Origin of the sequence: Desulfurivibrio modestus, from assembly GCF_044068625.1 — a bacterium.
In the GTDB taxonomy this organism is placed as follows: domain Bacteria; phylum Desulfobacterota; class Desulfobulbia; order Desulfobulbales; family Desulfurivibrionaceae; genus Desulfurivibrio.
Genome location: NZ_JBIPKH010000005.1, coordinates 22,849 through 44,895, shown reverse-complemented (window position 1 = coordinate 44,895; position 22,047 = coordinate 22,849). Strand labels below are relative to the sequence as shown.

The 22,047-nt window shown below is 63.5% G+C and carries 23 protein-coding genes; all 23 read right to left on the bottom strand.

The features are described from left to right. Positions 1-8 precede the first annotated feature (8 nt). Positions 9-395, bottom strand: coding sequence for a 3-hydroxyacyl-ACP dehydratase FabZ family protein (locus ACHHRT_RS04775; protein WP_395498243.1), 387 nt, complete (start codon positions 393-395; stop codon positions 9-11). Then, positions 382-987, bottom strand: a complete 606-nt coding sequence (locus tag ACHHRT_RS04770) for a hypothetical protein (RefSeq protein WP_395498241.1) — start codon at positions 985-987, stop codon at positions 382-384. The genes ACHHRT_RS04775 and ACHHRT_RS04770 overlap by 14 nt, the downstream gene beginning before the upstream one ends. Continuing rightward, complete coding sequence (locus ACHHRT_RS04765) at positions 988-3,426, bottom strand: MMPL family transporter (protein ID WP_395498239.1); 2,439 nt, start codon at positions 3,424-3,426, stop codon at positions 988-990. It abuts the gene before it with no gap. A gap of 109 nt (positions 3,427-3,535) precedes the next feature. After that, a complete protein-coding gene (locus tag ACHHRT_RS04760) occupies positions 3,536-4,177 on the bottom strand; it encodes a LolA family protein (RefSeq protein ID WP_395498237.1) in 642 nt (213 codons plus the stop codon). Beyond that, positions 4,174-4,617, bottom strand: a complete 444-nt coding sequence (locus ACHHRT_RS04755; protein WP_395498235.1) for an ACP dehydratase — start codon at positions 4,615-4,617, stop codon at positions 4,174-4,176. The genes ACHHRT_RS04760 and ACHHRT_RS04755 overlap by 4 nt, the downstream gene beginning before the upstream one ends. 133 nt (positions 4,618-4,750) lie before the next feature. After that, on the bottom strand, positions 4,751-5,479 hold the full coding sequence (gene fabG / locus ACHHRT_RS04750) for a 3-oxoacyl-ACP reductase FabG (RefSeq protein WP_395498233.1): 729 nt from the start codon (positions 5,477-5,479) through the stop codon (positions 4,751-4,753). 41 nt (positions 5,480-5,520) lie between these two features. Further along, on the bottom strand, positions 5,521-6,123 hold the full coding sequence (locus tag ACHHRT_RS04745; RefSeq protein ID WP_395498231.1) for a hypothetical protein: 603 nt from the start codon (positions 6,121-6,123) through the stop codon (positions 5,521-5,523). Positions 6,124-6,177: 54 nt separating this feature from the next. Continuing rightward, on the bottom strand, positions 6,178-6,993 hold the full coding sequence (locus tag ACHHRT_RS04740; RefSeq protein ID WP_395498229.1) for a beta-ketoacyl synthase chain length factor: 816 nt from the start codon (positions 6,991-6,993) through the stop codon (positions 6,178-6,180). Then, positions 6,990-8,225, bottom strand: a complete 1,236-nt coding sequence (locus tag ACHHRT_RS04735) for a beta-ketoacyl-[acyl-carrier-protein] synthase family protein (RefSeq protein WP_395498227.1) — start codon at positions 8,223-8,225, stop codon at positions 6,990-6,992. The genes ACHHRT_RS04740 and ACHHRT_RS04735 overlap by 4 nt, the downstream gene beginning before the upstream one ends. Before the next feature lie 12 nt (positions 8,226-8,237). Further along, positions 8,238-8,495 carry a phosphopantetheine-binding protein gene (locus ACHHRT_RS04730; protein ID WP_395498225.1) on the bottom strand — a complete coding sequence of 86 codons (258 nt, stop codon included), beginning with the start codon at positions 8,493-8,495 and terminating at the stop codon, positions 8,238-8,240. Between the two features lie 25 nt (positions 8,496-8,520). Next, positions 8,521-9,426 carry an LpxL/LpxP family acyltransferase gene (locus ACHHRT_RS04725; protein ID WP_395498223.1) on the bottom strand — a complete coding sequence of 302 codons (906 nt, stop codon included), beginning with the start codon at positions 9,424-9,426 and terminating at the stop codon, positions 8,521-8,523. Then, entirely contained in the window at positions 9,423-10,616 is a 1,194-nt protein-coding gene (locus ACHHRT_RS04720) for a DUF2062 domain-containing protein (RefSeq protein WP_395498221.1), read from the bottom strand. Before ACHHRT_RS04720 ends, ACHHRT_RS04725 begins: the two co-directional genes overlap by 4 nt. Beyond that, positions 10,613-11,959, bottom strand: coding sequence for a lipid biosynthesis B12-binding/radical SAM protein (locus ACHHRT_RS04715; RefSeq protein ID WP_395498219.1), 1,347 nt, complete (start codon positions 11,957-11,959; stop codon positions 10,613-10,615). Before ACHHRT_RS04715 ends, ACHHRT_RS04720 begins: the two co-directional genes overlap by 4 nt. Positions 11,960-11,964: 5 nt before the next feature. Then, on the bottom strand, positions 11,965-13,227 hold the full coding sequence (locus ACHHRT_RS04710; protein WP_395498217.1) for a B12-binding domain-containing radical SAM protein: 1,263 nt from the start codon (positions 13,225-13,227) through the stop codon (positions 11,965-11,967). Between the two features lie 2 nt (positions 13,228-13,229). Then, a complete protein-coding gene (locus tag ACHHRT_RS04705) occupies positions 13,230-13,778 on the bottom strand; it encodes a beta-ketoacyl-[acyl-carrier-protein] synthase family protein (RefSeq protein ID WP_395498215.1) in 549 nt (182 codons plus the stop codon). Between the two features lie 23 nt (positions 13,779-13,801). After that, on the bottom strand, positions 13,802-14,446 hold the full coding sequence (locus tag ACHHRT_RS04700) for an acyloxyacyl hydrolase (RefSeq protein ID WP_395498213.1): 645 nt from the start codon (positions 14,444-14,446) through the stop codon (positions 13,802-13,804). 28 nt (positions 14,447-14,474) lie between these two features. Next, positions 14,475-15,509 carry a radical SAM protein gene (locus ACHHRT_RS04695; RefSeq protein ID WP_395498211.1) on the bottom strand — a complete coding sequence of 345 codons (1,035 nt, stop codon included), beginning with the start codon at positions 15,507-15,509 and terminating at the stop codon, positions 14,475-14,477. A 2-nt stretch (positions 15,510-15,511) separates the two neighbouring features. After that, positions 15,512-16,786: a phenylacetate--CoA ligase family protein gene (locus tag ACHHRT_RS04690; protein ID WP_395498209.1), complete on the bottom strand. Its 1,275-nt coding sequence runs from the start codon at positions 16,784-16,786 to the stop codon at positions 15,512-15,514. Positions 16,787-16,872: 86 nt separating this feature from the next. Continuing rightward, complete coding sequence (locus tag ACHHRT_RS04685) at positions 16,873-17,601, bottom strand: lysophospholipid acyltransferase family protein (RefSeq protein ID WP_395498207.1); 729 nt, start codon at positions 17,599-17,601, stop codon at positions 16,873-16,875. Next, positions 17,591-17,860, bottom strand: a complete 270-nt coding sequence (locus ACHHRT_RS04680) for an acyl carrier protein (protein ID WP_395498205.1) — start codon at positions 17,858-17,860, stop codon at positions 17,591-17,593. The genes ACHHRT_RS04685 and ACHHRT_RS04680 overlap by 11 nt, the downstream gene beginning before the upstream one ends. Continuing rightward, positions 17,857-19,089, bottom strand: a complete 1,233-nt coding sequence (locus ACHHRT_RS04675; RefSeq protein WP_395498203.1) for a beta-ketoacyl-[acyl-carrier-protein] synthase family protein — start codon at positions 19,087-19,089, stop codon at positions 17,857-17,859. Before ACHHRT_RS04675 ends, ACHHRT_RS04680 begins: the two co-directional genes overlap by 4 nt. After that, positions 19,080-20,597, bottom strand: coding sequence for a phytoene desaturase family protein (locus tag ACHHRT_RS04670; protein WP_395498201.1), 1,518 nt, complete (start codon positions 20,595-20,597; stop codon positions 19,080-19,082). The genes ACHHRT_RS04675 and ACHHRT_RS04670 overlap by 10 nt, the downstream gene beginning before the upstream one ends. Continuing rightward, entirely contained in the window at positions 20,572-21,804 is a 1,233-nt protein-coding gene (locus tag ACHHRT_RS04665) for a beta-ketoacyl-[acyl-carrier-protein] synthase family protein (RefSeq protein WP_395498199.1), read from the bottom strand. Before ACHHRT_RS04665 ends, ACHHRT_RS04670 begins: the two co-directional genes overlap by 26 nt. Positions 21,805-22,047: the final 243 nt, after the last annotated feature.

Below are 22,047 nucleotides of genomic sequence, written 5' to 3'. Positions count from 1 at the left end.
GGCAAGGATTACCGTTTGGCGGCGGAGAGGTCGATGGTTCCGTCGGCCACCGTCTCTCCGGCCCGTTGCAGGGAGAACTCCGCCTGCCAGCCCGCTCCCCGGGGCTTAAGGGTGACAGCAGCCTGGAGAAGGTCATCGGGCCGCACCGCGCCGCGAAATTTCACGTTGCGGCAGCCCCCGGGGCTGAGCTGCTCGTCCACCGCCAACTCCGCCAGGTGGCGCACCGCGGCCAGTTGGACCACCGCCGGCAGGATCGGATGCCCGGGAAAATGACCGTTGAAGGCGGGAAAGGCGGGAGCGAAGCTGAACTCCCCGGTGACGGCAATCTCCCCAGCCCGCTGCTCCCGTTGCCACTGGCGCAGGGAGTTATGTAGCGCCTCTTCAATCGCCGGCATCAATCCTCTCCTGATCTCTGGTGAGCAGCAATGTTACCCGGAGCCAGGGATTTGTGAAAGTAATTCCCGTCCAGTTGGCGGCTAAAGTTGCCGGGGGGGCACTATACTCCACCCTCCAGAGGGGCAGGAGGCCCAGCTTGGCGAACTTCTTCATCCCTTGCGCGTTGGTTTCCTGTTGGCAAAAGCGCAACAGCAGGTTGCGGTCGCAGGGCGTGGCGGCCGGCTGCAACAGAAAGATCCGCCGCAGGGATTGGGCCAGGAACTCCGGCAGCCGGTGGTCGCGAAAGATCGCCAGCTCCCGGATGGGCTGGTACTCGCCGCCGGCGGTCAGCCGGGCCTCAAGCAGGGTTACTCCCGAGCCATCCAGCAGGACATAGTAGAGTCCGTCCCCCTCCCTTCTGGTGCCCAGCAGGCCGGTAAATTGCGTTTTTTCTCCCCGCAGGATCTTGATCCGCCACAATAGCTCCTCGCCGGCTGCCGGTGCGGCCGGCGGGTGGTCCCGCTCGCCGATCGCCACCCGGGCCGGCAGGGCGCAGCCGGCCAGCAGGCCGAGCAGCAGGATGGCTGTGAGGGAGCGGAGCAATCTTGCCATCTAGCTTTCCCGGCAGCCGTTGCCGGCCAGAATGGGCGAGATCACCAGCGCCGTGGGCCAGGCCAGGCCGATGCCGCAAAGGACGGTGACCCCCAGGGAGTGGAGGGCGGGGTGCTGGGCAAAGGCCAGGACCCCGAAACTGAGCAGGGAGCTGGCGGCGCAAATGGAAACCGCCAGGAAAGTTTTGCCCTCCAGGCGGCCACCCCGGGCGCAGACCACGAAAATTCCGTAATCCACACTCAGGCCGATCACCATGATCCCCATCAAAAGATGCATCATATTGAGTTCGCCGCTGGTTAGCCGGCTGAAGATGATCATGGCGGCCAGGGCCGACAGGACCGGGGCCAATACGGCCAGCACCAGCCGGGGTTTTCGGAAGGCCAGCAGGGCCAGCAGGCTGATCAGGATGGCGGCTCCGCTGACCAGGACCACCATGTCATGGCGCATCAGCTCCTCCACCTGCCGCCGCCACTTCTGGTTGGCAAGGACGGTGATCCCGGGATGCTCCGTTTCCAGGGCCAGCAGTAAAGGGAGGGCTGCGGCCGCCGGTGCCACCGTGGTCAACAGCAGAATATCCGGCTGGTTGCCGTCGGTTGACGGGCCGGGCAGCCTTACCATGGTGGCCAGCAGAGGTTGCAGCGGCCCTTGGAGAATTCTTGTCGGATTGCTGGCCGTCGGTGCCGTCTCGAGCCGCTTAAGGAAGGGTTTAAAGGCGTCGGGGGCAAAGCCGGCCGCCGCCGCGGCTTTGTCGAACCGGGGCAGGAACTCTGCGGAGTGAGAACGCCAGAACTCGTTCCAGGCGGTCAGTTGCCGTTGTTGGGCCGCCGGTCCGGGCAGCAGCGGGGCCAGGCTCTGAAATTGCAGAGAGTCGGCTTGCCGCAGGTGCTGATAGACAATGAAATTCCGATCCAGGGCCTGCTCCAGGGTGGAGCCGGCCGCCACCACAAAGGCCTGATCCCCCCGCTCCCGCCAGGTGGCCCGGAAGTGCTCTTCATCGGCGAGCACTTTGGGGTCGGGGGCGTCCAGCACCTGGAGGTCGCCATTGTAAGTCAGTTGCGGCCAGGAGAGTACGCCGGCGGCCAGCAGTGAGCCCCACAGGGCCAGAGCCATGAACCGTCCCGGCAGCGAGGGGATATTCGGCACCCGGAACCAGGGGGCCGGGCGCGGTCTTATCCGCCCGGGGCCAACAAGGGTGGGCAGCAGCAGCCAGGAGAAGATCACCGCCAGCAGAATGCCGCTCAGGGAGAGGGAGGCCATCTGCCGATGGGAGGGGACTTCGGAAAACAACAGGATGATGAAAACCCCGGCGGTGGTCAGGGTGGCCAGGGCCACGGGTCGCAAGAGCAACTTCTTGATCTGTCTGCTGTCGCCCTCCGCGCCGACCAGGGCCAGATAGATATGGACGGCGAAGTCAACGGCGATGCCGATCAGGACGATACCGAAACCCAGGGCCAGGGCGCTGACCCGGCCATGGATCATTCCCATCACCGCGATGGCGGCCGGAGCCGCCAGGAAGGGGATGCCCAGCACCAGCAAAGCCCGCCAGTCCCGCAGGGTAAAGATCAGCATGCTGAAGAGGAGAACGGTGGCCACCGGCAAGAGCAGCCGCAGGTCACGCTGAACGGAATCGGCATTGGCCAGGGTATGGGGTAAGGAGCCGATTATCCGCCACTCCACCCCGGCGGTCAGGTTCTCTTCCATGATCTTCGTCAGCCGCCGGGCCACCTCCCTGGCCCCGCTGGAGTCGGTCAGCGATCTGGTGCTTTCCGCCAGCAGCAGGATGCTGGCGCGATCATCGCTGAGGAAAAAACCGTCGCTGATGGAGCCGGTGAAGCCGCTTTCAAGATGGGACAGTTTTTGCAGCACCAGGCCCATCAGGCCCAGGGGATCACGCTGGACCTGATTTTTAAGGATAAAACCGACCGGACTGTTGAGGCGGGCGAAGTTAGTTTCCAGGGTGCGGGTCAGTTGCTCTTCAGTCAGTCGAGGAGCCAGGGCGGCCAGCTCCTCCTCATGGAGCAGGGTGGGCAGGTGGGGCTCAAGTTCCTGGAAAAGGGCCAGTTCAAAATCGGTGGGGAAACGGTAGATCACCTCGGTGAACAGCGGGGCCGCCGCCATGGCCTCCCCGACTCCCACGGCGCTGGCTTTCAGGGCGCTGAGGGCCGCCTCTCCATCCGGGTAGTGGGTGGGGTCATGGCTCAGGGTGATGAAGAGGCGGTCCACCAGGCCCAACTGCTGCAGCAGGGCGATGTCACCGCGAACCGCCTCTCCGGGTAAAAGATCCAGGGCGTCGTCGTTGATCTCCAGCTTGAATGCCTGCCAGGTCCCAGCCAGGACGATCAGCAGCACCAGCAGCCAGGGCCACGGCGGTCGTGATGGTGGGTGATCACGGGGAGGGGGAGGGCCGGACCCCGGCCGCCCCTCATTCTCGGCGGGCATCCTGCCCGCCTGCGAGGTGCCAGCTGCCCCCTGCGCGTCCATGCGCCCGGCAGCGGGCAAATCCGGGGCGGCCGGGGTCCGGCCCTCCCCATGATCACCAGCTGGCCCTCTATTCACGGCTGTTGCAGCGGCTGAAAAGATTTTCATCAAGGGGGGCATCGAGCTGGTAGTCGTGGAAGGAGATGGTGGTGCTGTCTCCGCCGGGTTCGGCAATTATCACTTGCCGCGGTTGCAGGGAGTCGGGGTCGAAAGCGATGGTGACCGAGGCGATAAATTCGCCGACCTGGCGGTTTTTGGGTTCAACCAGCAGGGTGTGGGGGGCGGCCAGGGTTAGCTGGTACTCAGCCGCCAGTTTGGCATAATCGCCGCCCAGCCAGAGCCAGAGCTGGTGGGCCACCATCGCCATGATCGGATCGCTCTTCAGGTCAAAGCGGGTGGTTTGGCCCTCGGCGCAGCGCAGGCCGCTCTCCCCCTTGAAGATCAGGACCGAGGGCACCGGGCGGGTGAATTCCCAGCGCAAACGATCGGGTCGGGCCAGATGGAGGGTGCCGTGGAAGATTACCGGTCGGGCGAAAAGGGCCAGCTGCTTCTCCTGGGTAAAGGAGCTGGAGAGGTTACGAACCTGGGCGGCGGTGGCTTCCAGCTCTTGCAGCAAAGGGGCCGGGTCTTCGCCGGCGGCCATGACCGGGGTCGCCGCCAGTAAAAAACAGAGCAGCAGGAACCCTCCCCTCATCAGTCGAGCCAGGATCATGGGGTCCCTCCCGGCAGATCACCGGACCAGATTTTAAGTTTGACCTCGGCCAGTTTGCCGTCGGCATCACGCACCACTCCGTTGACGATTTTGACCGCCCCGAACTCAAAGGTTTTGGCGACATCGATCCATACCGTGCGGCCGGGATCGGGCAGCGCCAGCAGGGAGAAATGGTCAACCCCCACCAGCATTCCCCCCTCGGGCTCCTTACCCGCCTGCCGGGCGTCATAACCGTTGACTGCGGCCATGGCCTGGGCCACCAGCTCGATATAGTACTCGGGCAGCACCCGGGAATTTGGGTCAAGCCAGATCCCCGTCGCGGGCACCGTGGCCTCGACCACGGCCTCCTGGTTGCGTTCCAGCAGGGTGGCCACCAGGAGAATCGGCGGCCGGTGGGGCAGCAATTCCGTCACCGGATGGGGCAGTTGGATGGGGTTCATCGAGTTCCTTTTGATTTAACGGGCGGTAAACGTTCAGCCGTGCCCCAGGTTCGGGTAAGCAGCCAAGCGCCGCGTACCCCGGGTACGTAAGCTTGGCTGATCGCCCGAAGATGGGGCACGGCTGAACGTTTACCTACATGTAAAGGCCGCCGTTGACTCCGATCACCTGGCCGGTGATATAGCCGGCTGCCGGGCTGAGCAGAAACTCCACCACCCCGGAAACCTCATCCACGGTGCCGACCCGGTTCAAGGGCACCAGGGGCAGGATCTTGTCCAGGGGCAGATCCTTGATCATCTCGGTGGCGATCAGTCCCGGGGAGACCACATTGACCAGGATGTTGCGCCGGGCCAGCTCCCGGGCCAGGGATTTGCAGGCCCCGATCAGGCCGGCCTTGGCGGCGGCATAGTTGACCTGCCCGGCCTGGCCGGTCTCTCCCGAGACCGAGGCGATGGCGATGATCCGTCCCTGCCGCTTGGAGAGCATCGCCTTGGAGATCAGGCGGCCCATCAGGAAAAAGCCGGTGAGGTGGGTGTTGAGTACCTGGTCCCACTCTTTGCGCCCCATCATGGGCAACAGGCCATCGCGGGTGATCCCGGCGTTATGGATAAAGGCGTAGGGCACCGCCTGGTCCAGCAGGGGTTCGAGGGCCGCGGTCACCGCCGCCTCATCGGCCACGTCGAAGGGGAGCAGGGTGCATTGGCGGCCCATGGCTTCGATCTGTTCCCGCAGGGACTGGGCCGGGCCATGGGAGGAGTGGTAGTTGAGCCAGATATCATAACCACCGGCGGCCAGCCGGAGGGCAATGGCGGCGCCAATGCCCCGGCTGGCCCCGGAGATAAAAGCTATGGGTGTTTGGGTCATCTTGTTACCATCAAGTCAAGAGTTACGGCGAATCCCCGGGCCTAGAAGGGATAGCCGGTCAGCCCTTCCACCTTGCCCTTGTCGTCGAAATTAACGATGAAGGTGCGGAAGCGGTTGTACCAGTAATTCCAGGTGTTGTCGCTTTCGGGGTTGGGGGTGGCGAATTCCGGGGGGTGACCGATGGCGATCAGGGTGCCCCGCTTGGTCATCCCCAGCTTGACCCGCCCCTCTTTGATTCCCCGCTGATCCAGGGCCGGCAGGGCGCTGACCTCCTTTTTCAGGCCGGAGATATCCTTGACCAGCAGTTTGGCCAGGTGGTCGCTCAGGGCCAGGGTCTGGCCGGTTTCCCGATGAAACTGATAGAGGTAAACCTTTTTGCTCTCCACCGCCTCCAGTCGCATCCCCCGGCGATCGACCCCCAGCACCTTCACCTGGGTGCCCCAGGGGATCATGGCTCCATCCAGCTGGTAATTCACCGACGAGAGGGTGTTTCTTTCGGGATCGGGGTGGAGATTGTAGGCCAGATAGTAAGTCTGGCCGACCATCCCGCCCAGGGATTGAATGGCCAGGGCCGGGGTGGCTCCCAGGCTCAGAGAGGCAAAAATTGCGCCGGTGGCAACCAGAATCCAGTTGGCTAATCTCATTTTGACACCTCCTTGGGGTTGTGGGTTTGCTTTCCCGAAACGGGGGCAAGAGCCTTACCGTTCAATGCGGATCGCGGCCCGGCCGCAGGGGCCCGTAACGGTCCAGGAGAGCGGACTTTCTCCGGGCCGGGCCTCCTCCACCGCCTGGGTCAACGCCAGGGCCGGGGCCAGCCCGGCCGGGACTTTTGCTGCGGGGTCAAGGGTAAAGTCCGGCTGAAAAGCCTCCTCCTGGCGCCGCAGGTAGAACTCGGCGGCGCTATGGTTCTCTTCCACCAGGATAGCAGTCAAGCGGGGTAAACGGTAGCCTGAATCGACCTCGGTGGTCAGCAGCCAGGCCACCGCTCCCCGTCGCGGGGAGGAAGCCGCCGCCATGGCCGATTCCCTGGCCGCGGCCTCAACCAGCACCGGGGACTCCTCCTCCACGGCCAGCACCAGGGCCCGCTTCAGCGGCATCAGCTCCAGGGCGGTTTTGGCCTCGGCCAGGGCCGCCAGAAAGGGCCAGCCGGGAGTAGTGATCGTTTGAGCCGGCCCTCTGAGATTGAGCAGCCGGGCGAGATAGCCGGCGGCGGCGTTATGGACGGAATGGGAAAAGAGGGTGGGGGAGGCCTGACTTTCACCATTGTCGAAGAGGGAATCGAGAAAGGCGAAATTGGTGTCCAGGGGGCCGGTGGTGGTGCCCAGAAAGACCCCGGTCTGGCAGGGATCATCCCCTGGATCGGGACCCAAGGCCGCGCTGCCGGCCAGAACGGCCAATTGGATAAAAAGATCGGCCCGGCGCAGGTCGCGGAGCAGGTCGGCGGGAATCGTTGGCTCTCCGATCTCCTGTGCCACCTTAGCGATAAAAATACCTTTATTCAACGACTTGCTCATGGGGCCGCCTCCAGGACCAGGCAACTGTTGCCGCCGCCAAAGGCCAGGGATTGGGAAAGCCCGATCCTGCCGGAGAGCACAACCTGCTCATCTTCGGTCAGCGGCCGGTAGGGAAAGGCCGGGTCGGGTTGCCGGCAGCGGCGGGTTCCCGAAGTTGTCTCGTTTTGCAGGGCCAGCAGGGTAAAGACCGCCTCGATGGCCCCGGCCGCCCCCAGGGTATGACCGGTCAGGGATTTGGTTGAAACCAGCGGCGGACGATAATCGGCGGTGAAGATGGCGGCCAGGGCCGAGGTCTCCGCCAGGTCATTGCTGGGGGTAGCGGTACCATGACCGTTGATCAGGGCGATCTGTTCCCGATTTTGGATCATGGCATCTTTAAGGGCGGCCCTAATGGCCGCCTGCAAGCCGCGCCCTTCCGGATGGGGGGCGGTGGGATGCCAGGCATCGGCGGCGGTGCCGTAGCCGCGCAGCCAGCCCATGGTCCGGCGCTGGGCCCGGTGGGCCGATGCCCCCTTTTCCAGCAGCAGCACGGCGGCCCCCTCGCCCAGATTCAGCCCCTGTCGGCTCTGATCAAAGGGACGGCAGGGAGAGGAATCGGTGAGCTGGAGGGCGGCAAAGCCGTTGCAGGCGATGCGTGACAGGCCGTCGGCCCCGCCGGCAATGGCCAGCTCGCAGCGCCCGCTGCGCAACCAGTTGCCGGCGATGCCGAGGGCATCGGTGCCCGAGGCGCAGGCGTTGGTGACCACCAGGCAGGGGCCGCTCACCCCCAGGATCTCCTGGAGGATTGCGCTGATATTGCCGCGCAGGTAACGGCGCACCGGGTCCAGGGGTGGGCGCGCCCCCTGCCGCCAGGCCCGGTAGTAATCCTCGTCGTTAAAGGCGCAACCCACCGTGGTGCCCAGACAGATTCCCACCCGCTTTTTCCGCAGATCCGCCGGCTCTATCCCGCTGCGGGCCAGGGCCTGGAGGGTGGCCCGGAGGGCCAGCCGGGCGGTGGGACTCAGGTCGGCGGCTATTTGGGTAAGTCGTGGGAAAGCGGGGCCTTGGGCGGGCAGCGGCTCGGCTGGAGCGCTGAATACCGGGAAGGTCAGGGAGGTGGCAAAGGTCTCCCCCGGTACCGGGGCGCAAGCCACCGGTTGGCCGTTGAGCGATCGGAGGTGTTCCTCCGGATTTTTACCCGCGGCGGAGATACACCCCATGCCGCTGATGGCGATCCTGTCTGCTGCTGGCACCAGAGATTACCTTCAGCTTTTTTTCTGGTGAATATAGTTGGCCAGGCTGGCGATGGAGGCGAAGGCCTCTTTACCCTCCTCCATGTCGGCAATCTGGACGTCGAAATGCTTTTGCACCAGGACAACCAGTTCCACCGCGTCCAGGGAGTCAAGCCCCAGGCCGTCATCGCCGAACAGGGGCATGTCGTCCTTGAGGTCCGCCGGGGTCATGCCCTGGATTTTAATTTCGTCGATCAGGATCCGCTTCAGTTTCTCTTTGAGCTCTTCCATGTTCCTTCCAATTAGTTGGTTTAAGTTACTGCTGCCAGAAATCGTAAAAGTTGTACCATTGATGGGGATACTCGTCCAGATACTCCTGCAGGTTTTTCGCGAACCTGGCGCCGGAGTTGCGGCAAGCCTCCCCTCGTTGTTCCCGGTTTTCCCAGTGAGGGTACCAACTGTCCCAGACCCTTAACTGGTATGATCTGCGTCCGGTCTTGGCGGCAAACATCACAACCACCGGGGCTCCGACCGAGCCGGCCAGGAAGTAGGCGGCCTCGGGTATTCTGGTCCGGTCTCCCAGAAACTCCACCGCCACCGCCGAGCCCTTAACCAGGCGATCCCCCATGATGGTGACCACCTCGCCCCGCTGGAGGGCGGCGGTGGCCTCGATCATCCCGCCCCACGGCCCTTCGCTGTCGATGATCTCAAAGGGCCGTTTGCCGCCGCTGAGATCGAAGTAGTGTTTGGCCGCCGCTTCCTGATCGTAGTGCATCAAGGCATGAACCCGGGTGGGCAGGCTGTCCAGCCGGGCCAGGGCCGTCTGCCAGTTGCCCACATGGGCGGTGAGCAGCACCACTCCTTTACCCCGGTTCACCAGCTCTTCCAGGCGATGATAGCCGATAAATTCGCCCCGCAGCTCGCCGCCGCTGATGCCCAGCCAGGCGCGATCCACCAGCACCTGGCCGAAGGCGATCAGATTCCGGGTCATGGCCAGCCAGCGGCCCGGGCGGCCGGTCGCCGGAAAACGGCGGCTTAAATAGGGGGCCGTCAAGCGCCCAATCTTCCGGCTGGTGGCGGCATATACCGTTATCACCGGCAGCAGCAGCAGGTAGGCCCCCAGTTGGCCAAACAGGCGCAGGGTAAGGTAGAAGATCCCGTGGCCCAGGGCTTCGAGCTTGATTTTCAGGCGGTCCACCAGCGGCCGGGAGGCAGGGGTCATTGGGGCGGGCCTTTATCCATTGTTTGGCGCCGGAACAGTCGGGTTTGGGCCCAGTAAACCAGAACGGCCCCGATGAGGCCCAGCAGGGGGCCGACCACCAGGGAGCCGAGCAACCAGTCCCAGAGGCGAAGATGGATCTCAAGCAGCCATTTTTCCCGGGAGAGATCGAGGAGCAGCTGACCGTTCCGCAGGAAGTAGCCGACTTGAATGCAGATAATCGGCACCACCGGCGGCATGCAGAACTGGCTGGCCGCCACCGCCGCCACCTTGTTCAGATGGAGGCGATGGGCCACGTAGATAATGGCCACCGTATGGACGGCGATCAGGGGGAGCGCCCCCATGAACAGCCCCAGCCATACCGCCGTGGCCAGCCCCGGCGCGGAACTGTGTTCGCGAAACAGCATCTGCATGGTCCGCCAGGGGCGGGGAAAGCGCGGCTTTTGCTCTTGTGGCGGCGCCGGCTGGCCGCAGAGCCGGCGGTGGGGCCAGGGGGCCAGCCGGCGCAGCAGCAGGCGGGTATGGAGCAGGGTCAGGCGGAAATTGTCGCGTAACTGATGAAAATGGGTGATCCTTTTCCCGGGGGGAGGGTAGTGGACCGAGATCGCCACCGAGCTCAGGGCCACCCCGGCCCAGGCTGCCCGCACCAGTACTTCAACCTCAAAATCGTAGCGGCTGCAAGTCAGGTCCAGGGCCAGCAGTTCGCGGAGGGGATAGAGGCGCATGCCGCTTTGGGTGTCGGCCAGCTCCTGTCCCGATTCCAGCCGAACCCAGAAATTGGAAAAGGCGCGGCCGAAAAGGCTGGCCTTGGGCACCGTCTCCTGGATCATCCGCCGGGCTCCGATCACAATGGCCGGTCGGCCGATGAGTGCCGCCTGCCGGGCCAGCAGCTCCGCCTCGGCCGGATCATGCTGGCCGTCGCCATCCAGGGTGATCATGGTTTCATAGCCCAGCCGGGCCGCCTCCCTGGCCCCCGCCAGGATGGCCGCTCCCTTGCCCTTATTAACCGGCAGCCGGAGCTTGACGCAGTCAAGTCCGGTTAGCTGCTCCAGGGGATCATCGTCGCTGCCATCGTCGACCACCAGCACCGGCCAGCCGGCGACCAGGGCGCGTTCCACCACCTGCCGCAGGGAGGCGCCATGATTGTAAACCGGGATGACGACGATGATTTTGGGTTTTTCCTTTTCCTTCATCGTCTTCGGGTGCGGGGCCGGAGAAGGTAATCCCAAAGGGGGCCGACGTGGCCCATGCGGTGGAGCATGGTGAGCTGGTCGATCACCTCTGAAACCGGATAGATGCGATCAAGCCGGCCGGCGAAGGAGGTGGTCAGCTCCCGCTCCAGATCGATCCCCTCAAGCTGGGGTGATGAGTAGAAAACCGGCTCCAGCAGCGGTTGGCCGGCCTCGATCACCCCTTCAGCCACCGCCCGCTCAGCCAGGCTGGTTCCCGGCAGAATCCTGATGCCGGTAAAGGCGAAGACCAGGGATTTCCCCAGGCTCTCCAGGTTGGCGAGCCCTTCGGTCAAGGTTTGCCGGTTTTCATCGGGGCCGCCCAGCATGACGAAATGGGCGCAGGGGATCTCCGCTTCCAGGGCCAGCCGGTTGGTGGTCAACACCTGTTCGAAGGAGAAACCTTTGTCCAGGGCGGCCAGGGTGCGGTCGGAGGCGGCATCGGTTCCAACCTCCATGGCGGCCAGACCGGCCCGCTTCAGCAGCAGCAGATCCTCCCGGTCCAGGTTTTGCGGGCGGAAAAAGGCGCACCAGGGGGTGGTGTTGCCGTTTCTGATCAGCGCTTCCGCCACCAGACGGAAATGGCCGGCCGCGTCGTTGAACACCGAGTCGGTGAAGAAGATAAATTTGGCTCCATGCTCGCTACTCAAGCGCGCCACTTCGGCGGCGGTTTCCTCAGGGTCGCGGTAGCGCATAACTCTGCCCTCGATGGTCGGGTAGGAGCAGTAGGCGCAACGGTGGGGGCAACCGCGTTTGGTTTGGATATTGAGCATCCCGCCGTGGGTGATGTAGTACTTGAGAGAGCTGGGGCTGAATACCGGCCGGGGCCAGCTCTCATCCTTGCGTTCGCTGTAAAGGAGCCTGGCCGCCGGTCGCCGGCCCGAGGCGAGCTCGTCGGCCAGCCAGGGCAGGAGAAGCTCCCCTTCGCCCACCACTCCGTAATCGGCCTGCAGATAGGCCAGCACCTCGGCGGGCATGATGGAAAAGGCCGGCCCCCCCAACACCATCACCGCCGCCGAACAGCGGCGAACCAGTTGGGCGGTTTCGGCAATCTCCGGCAGGTAACCGTGGGGGTCGGAGCTGTCCACCGTGTCCAGGTTGCGGATGGAGAGTCCGATCAGCTCATAGCTGTTATCCCGGAGCAGCCGCTGGAGCCCTTCCTGGCCGCCGTCGGCCAGGAGATCAAAGTGGGTGGGGGTGTGGCCGGCTTCCCGCAGGGCGCCGCAAAGGTGCGCCACTCCCAGGGGATAGACGGGGTAGGGAACAACAGCCTGGTTGACGGAGACCAGCAGGCAGTTCAGACCCATGCTGTTCAGCTCCTTGGCAGCTCCCAGCCGCGTTTCGCGGCCAGGCGCCGGGGTACATATGAGCCATCGGCCATCTCTTTCTTGACCACTTCGCTGAAGAGGCGGGCCATCCGCAAAGACTGGGGCATCTCCCGATAAAAGTTGTCCCAGGCGTAGTGATACATGGCCTGCAACTCCTCCGGGGTCATCTTCTTGGGCTGGAAACAGACCTCGGCGGTGGTGTAGCGGCTCCAGTCCCGGTGCAGGATGCGGCCATCCCTTTCCAGCTGGGCGGTGACCGGGGTGTGGGGGAAGGGGGTCAGGATGGAGAACTCCGCCATCTCGACATCGATCTCCAGCAGAAAGTCAACCAGCCGCTTAATATAGTCGGCATCCTGATTGTCGGGGCCCAGCAGTACCGCGGCCTCCACCCCGATTCCGTGGTCTTTCAGCCGTTTGACCCGATCCCGGATCACCTGCGAGGTGTCGAAGACCGCCTGGTAGACGTACCAGCAACCCGCCTCGGCCGCCTTGGCCACCACCTCATCTTCGTCGAGAATGGGATGGCTGATCCACTTCTTCTTCAGGGGCTTGATCGCTTCAAAAAGCTCCATTACCCATTTTTTATCCTGGGCCAGGGAGTTGTCCACCAGAAAGAGGCGGTTGTTCTCGATGCCGGCCAGCTCTTCCACCACCCGCTCGATGGGGCGCGGTCGAAACTGACGCCCGCCGAGAAAGGCGGTGGCGCAAGGAAAACAGTTGAAGCGGCATCCCCGGGAGGCGTGCACCAGATCCACCATCTGCACTCCCCGGTAGATGTAACGTTGGCGGTTGAGGATCTCCCGCCGGGCGGGACCGATGCTGTCAATGGGGGGGAAATCGTGGAAAAAATCGTATTTGGGCTGCAGCTTACTGTTCTGGCAATCCTCCAGCACCGCGGCCAGCCGGCCCCCCTCGGTTTCACCCAGAAAGACCGAATCCACATGATCGGCCATCTCTTCGGCGTGGAGCATGGTGGCGATGCCGCCGCAGATCACCGGCACTCCCCGCTTGCGATACTCCGCCGCGATCTCCTTGCCCCGGGGCAGCTGGCAGGTGAGCATCATGGAGAGCAACACCACCTCGGTGGGCTGGTTGAAGTCCAGGGGGTCGACGTTCTCGTCGATGAACCTGAGCCGGTGGTGCTCGGGAATAGAGGCGGCCACGCAGACCGGGCCATGGGGTGGCAGATGGAATTCGGTCTGTTCCGGGATCTTATTCCACTTGGGGTACACCAGGGTGATTTGCATCTTTATCGGCTCACGATGTTAAAGGTTATGGCCAGGTGGCCGGCCTGATCGGGTTTGGGCTGGCTGTCGAAGGCACAGGCCAGCATCAGGGTCAGTTCGGACTGGCTGCCAAGCCAGCGGCCGGCTTCCTCCATGGCGGCGGCCAGCGGCGACTGCGCGGCAAAAATCGCGTAGACCGGGCCGATCAGGCCAAAATGGTTGGCGGCCTCGGAGAGGGGAATATTGGGCAGAGTATAGCCGAAGAGGGCCGGACTGGCCAGGTTGGGACCGGTCAGCAGGGTGGCGGCGAAATCCAGATCGGTGGCCAGGGAACCGGTGGCGGTGCCGCCGATCAGCCCCACCCGTTTGTCCTGGTCCGAAAACTTTTCACCCGGGGCCAACAGGCCATTTTCCACCAGGACGCGGCCCGCTTCCACCACCAGGGCGCGACTCAGGGGCGGCATTCTTCCCCAGCGGGAAGGAATTGCCCCCAGCAGTTGGGTCACCTCCGGGCTGGCCGTTTCGCTGAAGGCATAGCGATAATAATCTGGCGGGGCAGGACTGTTTGGCATCGGCAAAACTGGTTCCACTTCGGTTAAAAGGTTACCCCCAGCAAAAATTTGCTGGAGTTGAGGGGATCGTTGGGCTCTTTGCGGTTGCCGTTTGAGACATGATGAAAACGGTATTCAAAATTCAGATATCTGCGGTCATCGATTGGCCGGCGCAGACCGATGCCGAACTGGTAGTTGCCGTTCAGCCTGGTTCCCATCCCTTCCAGATTGCTGGCGATGTAGAGGGGGCCACCTCCGGCCAGGAGGTAGGGCTGCAGTCGGTCATGGCCGGTGAAGCGCCAGCAGGCCAGGAAGTTGATCCCCGCCATGAGCGTACTGTCCGGGCTTATTGCCAGATGGAGCGGCAGTTCCAGCAGTAACGAATGCTCGACCAGGTACCAGGATGAGCCGGAGTTTGCTGCCAGGCTCCGTTCATATCTGGGGACCAGATCGATGGTCTGTACCCGCATTTTGGTGGCCCCCATCCCGGGATGGCTGGTGCCGTAGCCGGCCAGCAGGGTCCAGCTGCTCTGTTCTTGCCCAGGCTCAGCGGCCAGCACCTCCGGCTGCCAGGGTCCCGGGTAAAGATGGGTCAAGATCAGCAAAAAAAGGGAGAGGGTCGAAGGCGCCGCCCGCCATGGGCTTCGGACCGGATTATGGTACTGGCCGGGGCGGCGGCGCATCTTCATCGGATTCCCCCGGTTCTCCCTGGTTTTGCTATTTCAGCCAGCAAAGCGGATCCTCGGCCAGGTAATCCCCTGTAACCTGGTAGGCATGGCCGCGACAGCCGTAGCAACTGCTGTTGTAGTCGCAGCCGGAACATTTACCCTTGATGGTGGTGCGGATGTTGCGCAAATCACGAATGATTTTGCTGGTGCGCAGGATATCGGCCAGTGATTGTTCACGGATGTTGCCCGCCGGTAAGTTGACTCCGGGGCAGGGATGAACCTCGCCGATGGAGGTAACGGTGCAGGAGTATTCGTGGCGGGAACACTGGGAAGCGGCCAGGGGCGGGTGGGGGGTCCAGGTGTGGCCGAACTCCTTGGCATCAAGCTCGGAGAGTTTTTCAAAAAGGGTTTTGATCTCGGTCATGGGAACCTCCAGCTCGGGATGCTCGGAGGCCCTGCCCTGCAGGGTCATCATCTCCACATAGGGGATAATTTTCCGGCTGCGGGCCCAGCGCCAGATGTCGGGAAGTTCGTCATAGTTCTGGCGGCAGATGATGGTCTGAATGCCCAGCAGCAGATCCTCGTTGGGGTAACCGGCGGCCAGCAGAGCCGCCATCCCTTTTTCGATGGCGGCAAAGGTTCCCGGCCGGCCCGCCAGATAATCCTGAACGGCGGCATCGCGGCTGTTCATCTTGATCACCACCGCCACCCCTTTTTGGGCCAGGCCCTCGGCGATCTCCGGGGTGATCAGGGTGCCGTTGGTGAAGATGTCCACCTTGAGCCCCCTGGCCAGAATATAGTCGATCACCTCGAAAATGCGGGGATAGAAGAGGGGTTCGCCGCCGCCTAAGACGATAATCTTGCGGATGCCGAGAGCGGTGGCCTGGTCGATCACATTCTCGATTTCGGCGACGCTCAGCTCATTGGCCAGGGGCAGGCCGGAAGCGGCGTAGCAGTAAACGCAACGGATATTACAAGCCCGGGACAGTTCAAGCTCCAGCGACAGCAGACCGCTGTTTTTCCTGGTCTGGGCGATCTCCTGCGGGGTGAACTCCTGGCCCCAATATTCACTTAGACACGACATGTTTATTCTACCTTCCGAAAATCAAAAAATCTCTTCATCTTTCGGCCACTGCCTTTTTCAATCACAGCAACCACCTCTGCCGGTGATCTTTTAATAACCTCCGGTTTTACCCTTAGCTTGGCTTGCAACCGCTCCTGAATCGCGGCCGGCTCAACCCCATGGTCTCCGCCCACCACCACCGTGATCTCGTCGGCGAGGCTGAAATGGGCCCGGGCCTCCACATAGTAGGCGGTAATGCCGGGAATTTGGTCGAGGGTCTGGAAAATGTTTTCCGGGTAGAGGGTGGTTCCCCGGCATTTGAGCCTTTGGGCCAGCCGCCCCTCAATGGGGCCAAGGCGAGGGGTTTGCCAGCCGCAGGAGCAGGGCTCAGAATAGAGCCGGGCGACATCGCCGGTGCGAAAACGGACCAGTGGCAGGCCTTCAACCCCCAGGGGGGTGACCACCACTTCCCCCGGCTGGCCATCGGGCACCGGCCTGCCGGTTTCGTCGACGATCTCCACGATCATCAGTTCGGGGTGGACATGCCCCCCGGCGGTGGCGGGGCATTCGACAAAGGCGGTTTCCAGTTCGGTGGCCCCGTAGGAACCGTAGGTCTTGGCTCCCCAGCCCTTTTCCAGCATCTCCCCCAGGGGAGTGAGGGTCAGGTCGGCCCCGCGGATCGGTTCGCCGATGGTGACCAGGGTCTCGATCCCGGCTCGGGTCGGGTCAAGTCCATGCTCCATCCCCCACTGGGCCAACTGCCAGAGGAAAGTGGGCACGCCGACAATAACCGAGGGTTTCAGGGTGCGAATCAGTTCCCATTGCCGGGAAGGGCTGCCGGCGCCGCTGCGGATGGCGGTGGCCCCCAGTCGGACCAGGCCGGTATAGTAGGCCAGACCGGCGATAAAGCAGCGATCCAGGGTGACGCAGAGCAGAACCCGTTGGCCGGGTTTGATGCCGATGCGAAAAAAGGCGATCATCTCGTTGTAGGCCAACCGCTCCAGGTCATTGCTGGTGTAGGGCACGGTGACGGCATTGCCGGTGGTGCCGGAGGTGAGGGCCAGGTCGGTGGGGGTGAGGTCGGCGGCGGGGAAAAAAGAGCCGTGGCCGCGGTTCAGATCCGCCCTTTCGGTGAGGGGCAGCCTGTTAAGTTCGGCCAGGGAAGGCAGCTGGCTGGGCACCACCCCCGCCTGCCGGAATTTTTCCCGATAAAATTCGGAGCTACCCGCCAGTTCCAGGTGGCGGCGCAGCAACTCCAGCTGGACGGCTTCCCGTTGGGCTTTTCCGCATTCGCGCAAGGAGATTCCGCTTGCAAGGGAGTATCGGCTGGTGGTGGGCGGTTTCCGCATTTTCGGTTCAGGTGGCCAACAGTTGTGGGCTGCTCTTACCAAACAGCCAGTTCCTTGGTGATTGCCTTGCGGGTTTCCGCCGCCAAAAGACGGGGGACTATAACACCGTCATCTCCCTTTTTCAAGGTGATCGGCGGCAGAATGATCAGCTTGATCGGGCCGGGAGTCAACAAGGATTTACCGGGGGCCAACACCTCGCCCGCTCCGATGATTACCACCGGGATCAGGGGACGGCCGCTGGCCGCCGCCAGCTTGAAAGCGCCTTGGCGGAAACGGCCCAGTTTGCCGTCCCGGGAACGATGCCCTTCGGGCCAGATGATCAGCGAACAGCCGTCATCCAGCAAACGCCGGCCTTGGGTTTCGACCTCCGGCCAGCCGTCGCGGGCGTCGATGTAGCCGGCGGCTCGCATCACCCGGCCGTAGATCGGAATGTTGAACGGCCAGCCGGTGATGAAGGCGTTTTCCACCTCCAGGATGCCGAAGAGATAGGGGTCGAGGGCGGAACGGTGGTTGGCCACAAAGATTGCCGGCAGAGGCAGGGGGCCGGCCCGGTTTTCAACGGAAATTGGTACGACCGGGGCGAAGAGCCGCAGCAGAATCCAGCCATATCTTCTGATGGCAAGCCGCAGGGGCCGGCCGGGCGATCTCGCCGGAGAGATGGTTTGGGCCAGGGCAAACAGCGGCAGAAACGCTCCGAAGGCCAGGGTAACGACGATAAAGACTGACCAGCAATAGAGATTGGCCGCCAGCTTGCTAAGCTTCATCCGCGGTTTGGCTTTCCTTCAGTCTGATCAGAAGTTCAAAAAGATCGTTGACCGTGCGGACGGCCTTCAGGCTCTCCTCGTCGGTAAATTTCATCCCGAAACTCTTCTCGAGAGCCACCACCATATCCACGGCGTCCAGGCTGTCCAGACCCAGATCGTCGTAAAGGGTGGCCTCCGGGGTCAACGCCTCGGGGTCCAGCTCCAGTTCTTCCGCCAGGGTTGCGACCACTCGCCGGCGAAGTTCGTCGTTGCTCATCATGGGGTTAATCTCCTCAGAACCAAAGCCGCGTTGACGCCGCCCAGGGCAAAGTTGTTTTTCAGCACGGTGGTTAATGCTCTTTTTTCAAGTTTACGGACCAGGTTGGCCACGGCGCACTCCGGGTCCGGGTCGGCCAGATTAAGGGTGGGAACAACTTCCTGCCGCTGGAGCATCTCCAGCACCACAATGGTTTCCAGGGCCGCCGCCGCTCCCAGGGTATGGCCGATATGCCCCTTAAGGGAGCTGGTGGGCACTGAGGGCCCCATCACCTTGGCAATGGCCGCGGCCTCGGCCGGATCGCCCAGCAGGGTGCCGGTGGCGTGGGCGTTGACATAATCCACCTCGGCGGGGCTGACCCCGGTCTCGCCCATGGCGTTGAGCATGGCCCTGGCCATGGAACCCTCATGGGGGTTGGCAATATGCTCACTGTCGTTGACATTGCCAAAACCGATGATTTCGCCGTAAATCCTGGCGCCCCTTTCCCGGGCCGACTGGTAGCTCTCCAGCAGGAGAATCCCGCCCCCGCCGCCGCAAACCACCCCGTCCCGTTCGGCATCAAAGGGTCTGGGAGTGGCGGCCGGCTTGTCGTTTTGCAGGGAGGCGGCCCGGACCACGTCGAAAACCCCGGTGACCGAGTGATGAACTTCGTCGGCGCCGCCGCAGAGCATGGCCCGCTGGCGGCCTGCCTGGATCAGGAGATAGCCCAGGCCGATGGCCTGGGAGGAGGAAGCGCAGGCGCTGACCGGGGACCACTGCTCGCCGTGAATCCCCAGAGCCAGGCAGATGTTGGCGGCGCAACTGTGGCCCATGATTTTAAAAAATTCGCCGGACCTGATGCCGCCGATGGTTTCCGCGGGCAGGAAGCTGCGGTAAAAATCCTCATAGGCGGAGGGGCTGCCGGTGGTGGAGCCGACGGCTACCCCGATGGTGCCGGTGGCCAGCAGGGCTTGGTCGATTCCGGCGTCCTTGACGGCCTCAAGGGCTGCCAGGGTGGCATATTTGGCCATGGGCCCCATGGTGCGTCGCAGGCTGCGGGGCAGGAGTTCCTTGTCGGGGAAATCGGGAACCGGGGCGGCCAGGAGACTTTTTAAGCCGTCGATCCGGGCCCACTCCGGCATGGCCCGGACGGCGGAGCGCCCGGCCCAGATCCCCTCCAGCAGGGGCTGAACCCCTAGCCCGAAAGGGGAAACGGCGCCGCGGCCGGTAATGACAACTCGTTTCAACGGCATTGGCGCACTTGCTCCCATGTCGATTCCAATCCCAAAATCTCGCCGGCGCTGACCAGCCCGGCCAGGGCCGCTCCCACCACTCCGGTCATCAGGGTGCTCTGGCCGCTGAGCCAGAAACCCGGCAGTCTGGTCCGGGCCCCGGGGTTGTGCTGGCCCAGGCAGTGTTGGGCGCCGTAGGCGGCTCCCTCCGGGGCCGCCAGCTCGTCGCGAAAGGTCAGGGGGGTTCCCACCGCCAAGGGGTGGAGGGTGGCGTAGCTTTCTCCCCAGTGGCGACCGGCCGCCGCGATCATCTCCCCGGCCAACTCCTCCTTCCAGGCCAGGTAGGCCGGGGGGCGGTGGCGGGGGGTGGTTGGCTCAAATCTCTTTATCTCCTCCCAGAGTGCGGGTCTGAGGAGTATAATGCCGCGGCGGCTATTTTTCAAGTTTGGCAAGCGGCCCCGCTCCGGAATGGTCATCATCAGGGCCCTCTCCGCCATGGGCACCTGCGGGGTTTCGGGCAGAATGGCGAGTCCGGCCGGGACGTGGTAGTGGTTGACCCAGTCGGGCTCCTGGGGAGTCTCAGCCGGAGCCGCCGCGAAAACCGCGACCATGGAGGCGGTGTTGCGCAACTCTTGCACTCTCTTCAGATAGATCGGCCGGAAAATGCCCGCCGGCACCATGGCCGGCACGGCGGCGGGGTGGCCGGTGTAAATCACGTCCCGGCAATGGATCACCTGGTCGCGGTGGGTGCGGACTCCGGTTACCACGCCACCCGCCACCAGGATTTCTTCCACCCGGTTTTTGCCGAGTATGGTTACCCCGGTCTGCTCCAGGATCTGGAGGAAGGCGTCCACCACCGCCTGGCCACCGCCATCGATGGTATAGGCCCCGCGGTAAAAGCCGTGGGCGACCATGGCATGCACCGCCAGGCTGGCCCGTGAAGCTGGGACCCCGTAGAGAAAGGCGGGGCTGGCCAGGACCGCCTGGAGCTTGGGATTGGCTGTGATTTCGGTCAAATAGCCGTGTAATGAAATGGGTGGTTCCTGGAAGCCCCGCAGAAAGGGGGTCAAGGGTAGATCCAGATTGTAAAAAGGGATTTGCCGGCAGATTGCGGCAATCTTCCCCAGATAGTCACCGATGGCGGTCCGCTCCTCGGGGAATTGCCGGTTCAGTTCATCCCTCAGGCGCTGGTAGGAGAAAAAAGCCCGTACCGGCTGGTCGTAGCCGGCGATGGATAACTCGTCGTGGCCGTCGGGGGGGAAGGGGCGGATGGGCAGCAGGGGACGCACCCCCAGGTAATCCCAGAGGGCGGTCAGGACTTCACCCTCACCCAGGCAGCCGGTGTAGTGGAAGCCGACATCAAAGGGGACCCCCTGGCGGACAAACCTTTTCAGCGCCCCCCCCGGCCGGGAGGTCCGCTCCACGATCACCACCTTTCGGCCACTTTTGGCCAGCAGGGCGGCGGCGGTCAAACCGCTGACGCCGCTGCCGATCACCACCACCTCACACTGCATGGTGTACCTTGGCAACCAGGCAGGCGTTGACGCCGCCGAATCCGGCGGCGTTGCAAAGAATATGGTGGGGGGTGGCGGCGATGGTGGCGGTGGGTATGCGTAACAGCGCCGCTTCCGGCGCCGGTTTACTCAGATTGGGATGGCCGGCGACAAAGCCGGCCCGGCTCATGAGCAGGGCATAGATCAGTTGGGAGGCGCCCGCCATCCAGAATTCGTGGCCGGTAAGGGATTTGGTGGCGGCCACCATCGGTCCCCGCTCCCCCTGTTCCAGGCCGAAAAGCTGACTCAAAACCTGGGCCTCTTTTTCATCTCCGGCCGGGGTGGAGGTGGCATGGGCCATCACCAGGTCGATCTCGGCGGGCAGCACCCCGGCGTTGGCCAGGGCCCCCCCCATGGCTCGTAACAGGCCCTCGCCGCTGGGCACCGAAAGATGATAGCCGTCGGAGGAGAAGTCGTAGCCGCTGATCTCGGCGATGATCTTCGCCCCCCGGGCCCGGGCGACCTCTTCCGCTTCCAGGAAAAGGATGGCCGCTCCCCCGCTGGGAATCAGGCCGTCGCGCTCCTGATCAAAGGGTCGGGAGGCCTGATGGGGGGCATCCTCCCGCCGGGAGAAGGCCCCGATGGCGTCAAAGCTGCACATCGACTGCCAGGAGATCTCCTGGGCGCCGCCGCAGAGCATGCGATCCTGGCGGCCCCGGGCGATCAGGTCGGCGGCCTGGCCGATGGCCATGGCCCCGCTGGCGCAGGCTCCGCTGATCGACCAGGAAGCTCCTCGTAACTGCAGTTTGGTGCAAAGGTTGAGGGTTACGGTGCTGGTCAGCAGGCGGAAGATGTGGCCACTGCCGATCGCCTTGGTCTCCCCCGCCTCCTTGAGCATTTCGCACTGTTCGACGCCGGTCACCACCGAGGAATCGTTGCCCAGCAGAAAACCGGCGGCGGGGTCGCCGGCCAGTTCCGCCGGGTCGATTGCGGCCTGCTCCAGAGCCTGGACGATGGCGTCCCAGGCCCACCAGCCGAACTCGGGCAAGCGGTTGCGATACCTTCGGTCCAAAGGGTTGCGGCCGACAAAATCGTTGATCACCCCGCTTAATCCGCTCTGGAAGCCCAGTTTTTTCCTGGCCGGCAACAGGGCGATGCCGCTGACGGAGTCGCGCAGCGAGGCGGTTACCTGGTCGCGGGACAAGCCGAGAGAGGAGACGATGCCCAGACCGGTGACGACCACTTTGCGGCCATTTGTCGATTTTTGAACCACGATTTTAGTCCGTAATTACCCGGTGAAATTGTCCCAGGAGCGGCCATCGCCATGGTGCTGCAAGGGTGCTCTATAATAGGCCATGGCCGGGCTGTCAAGCCCCGGTCCCCCTTGAGGGCGCATTTTGGACCGGTTTTCCGGGAGAAGCTAAACGAGGGCGATTTTTTTTCAAGGCCAGTTTCTGGTTGACAATCCCAAATGCAATCGCTATAG

Coding starts and splice junctions, on each gene's coding strand:
- ACHHRT_RS04765 (WP_395498239.1), bottom strand. CDS start 3,426: ATGCCCGCCGAGAATGAGGGGCGGCCGGGGTCCGGCCCTCCCCCTCCC.
- ACHHRT_RS04775 (WP_395498243.1), bottom strand. CDS start 395: ATGCCGGCGATTGAAGAGGCGCTACATAACTCCCTGCGCCAGTGGCAA.
- ACHHRT_RS04720 (WP_395498221.1), bottom strand. CDS start 10,616: ATGAAGGAAAAGGAAAAACCCAAAATCATCGTCGTCATCCCGGTTTAC.
- ACHHRT_RS04700 (WP_395498213.1), bottom strand. CDS start 14,446: ATGAAGATGCGCCGCCGCCCCGGCCAGTACCATAATCCGGTCCGAAGC.
- ACHHRT_RS04675 (WP_395498203.1), bottom strand. CDS start 19,089: ATGCCGTTGAAACGAGTTGTCATTACCGGCCGCGGCGCCGTTTCCCCT.
- ACHHRT_RS04760 (WP_395498237.1), bottom strand. CDS start 4,177: ATGATCCTGGCTCGACTGATGAGGGGAGGGTTCCTGCTGCTCTGTTTT.
- ACHHRT_RS04710 (WP_395498217.1), bottom strand. CDS start 13,227: ATGCAAATCACCCTGGTGTACCCCAAGTGGAATAAGATCCCGGAACAG.
- ACHHRT_RS04740 (WP_395498229.1), bottom strand. CDS start 6,993: ATGAGCAAGTCGTTGAATAAAGGTATTTTTATCGCTAAGGTGGCACAG.
- fabG (WP_395498233.1), bottom strand. CDS start 5,479: ATGACCCAAACACCCATAGCTTTTATCTCCGGGGCCAGCCGGGGCATT.
- ACHHRT_RS04725 (WP_395498223.1), bottom strand. CDS start 9,426: ATGACCCCTGCCTCCCGGCCGCTGGTGGACCGCCTGAAAATCAAGCTC.
- ACHHRT_RS04685 (WP_395498207.1), bottom strand. CDS start 17,601: ATGAAGCTTAGCAAGCTGGCGGCCAATCTCTATTGCTGGTCAGTCTTT.
- ACHHRT_RS04745 (WP_395498231.1), bottom strand. CDS start 6,123: ATGAGATTAGCCAACTGGATTCTGGTTGCCACCGGCGCAATTTTTGCC.
- ACHHRT_RS04695 (WP_395498211.1), bottom strand. CDS start 15,509: ATGTCGTGTCTAAGTGAATATTGGGGCCAGGAGTTCACCCCGCAGGAG.
- ACHHRT_RS04705 (WP_395498215.1), bottom strand. CDS start 13,778: ATGCCAAACAGTCCTGCCCCGCCAGATTATTATCGCTATGCCTTCAGC.
- ACHHRT_RS04730 (WP_395498225.1), bottom strand. CDS start 8,495: ATGGAAGAGCTCAAAGAGAAACTGAAGCGGATCCTGATCGACGAAATT.
- ACHHRT_RS04680 (WP_395498205.1), bottom strand. CDS start 17,860: ATGATGAGCAACGACGAACTTCGCCGGCGAGTGGTCGCAACCCTGGCG.
- ACHHRT_RS04715 (WP_395498219.1), bottom strand. CDS start 11,959: ATGGGTCTGAACTGCCTGCTGGTCTCCGTCAACCAGGCTGTTGTTCCC.
- ACHHRT_RS04770 (WP_395498241.1), bottom strand. CDS start 987: ATGGCAAGATTGCTCCGCTCCCTCACAGCCATCCTGCTGCTCGGCCTG.
- ACHHRT_RS04755 (WP_395498235.1), bottom strand. CDS start 4,617: ATGAACCCCATCCAACTGCCCCATCCGGTGACGGAATTGCTGCCCCAC.